Origin of the sequence: Streptomyces apricus (assembly GCF_008369065.1) — a bacterium.
GTDB lineage: Bacteria > Actinomycetota > Actinomycetes > Streptomycetales > Streptomycetaceae > Streptomyces > Streptomyces apricus.
In genome coordinates this window covers 1-883 of sequence record NZ_VDFC01000257.1, presented here as the reverse complement: position 1 = coordinate 883, position 883 = coordinate 1, and the positions used below count along the sequence as shown (strand labels likewise).

Annotated in this window: 1 protein-coding gene; it reads left to right on the top strand. The window is 78.0% G+C overall.

From position 1 onward, the window contains the following. Positions 1 to 883, top strand: an 883-nt coding sequence (locus FGF04_RS39550; RefSeq protein ID WP_188114433.1) for a zf-HC2 domain-containing protein, incomplete at both ends; no start/stop codon positions are given.

The following is an 883-nucleotide window of genomic DNA, read 5'->3' as shown; positions in this document are numbered from 1 at the left end:
CCCCTGCCCCGCGCCTCCGTCGAGGACACGGGCCGGCCCCTGCCCGCGCCGCCCCTGGTCCTGGAGCACCGGGTCCTCAAGGCCCTGCTCGGCGCCTGGGCGCTGGCGGCCTGCTCGCCCGAGGAGACGGTGGCCGTGGAGGACCACCTCGGCGACTGCGGGGCCTGCGCGGACGAGGCCCTGCGCCTGCGCGGCGCGGTGGGCCTCCTGCACCCGCCGGAGAGCCTCGACCTGGACCCGGCCCTGCGCACCCGCGTCCTGGAGGCGTGCCTGGGCCGCCGCCCGCCGCGCATCCCGGTGCCCGCCTGGGCGGCCCCGTACGACGCGGAGACCGCCCGCCTGGACCAGCTGCTCCAGGACATCGGCGACGTGGAGTGGCACGCCCCGATCCGCCTGCGCTGGTTCGACGGCAAGGCACCGGCGAGCCGCCGCAGCACCGTCGCCGGGGTCCTCGCCCACCTGCTGACCGTGGACGGCCTGGTCGCCGTGGCCCTCGGCCTCGACGACCCCCTGGAGGCCGGGACGGACACCCCGACGCCGACGGGCCGCACGGAGGCCTACTGGGGCGCGGCCAGCGTCCCGCCCACCCGTTCCGTACGCGGCCCGTGGCGCGAGCAGTCCCACCACCTCGTGCGCACGGTCGCCTTCGCCGGCGGGGGCTCCGGCCTGCTGCCCGTCCCGTACGGCGACTTCACGCTGCCCCTGCGCGACTCCATGCTGGACCGCGCCTTCGAGACCTGGGTGCACGCGGGGGACATCGCGGACGCCGTCGACTACCCCTACGAGCCGCCCGCACCCCGCCACCTGCACGCGATGATCGACCTGGGCGCCCGCATGCTCCCCTCGGCCCTGGCGGCCCGGCGCCAGGGCCGAGGGGAGCATG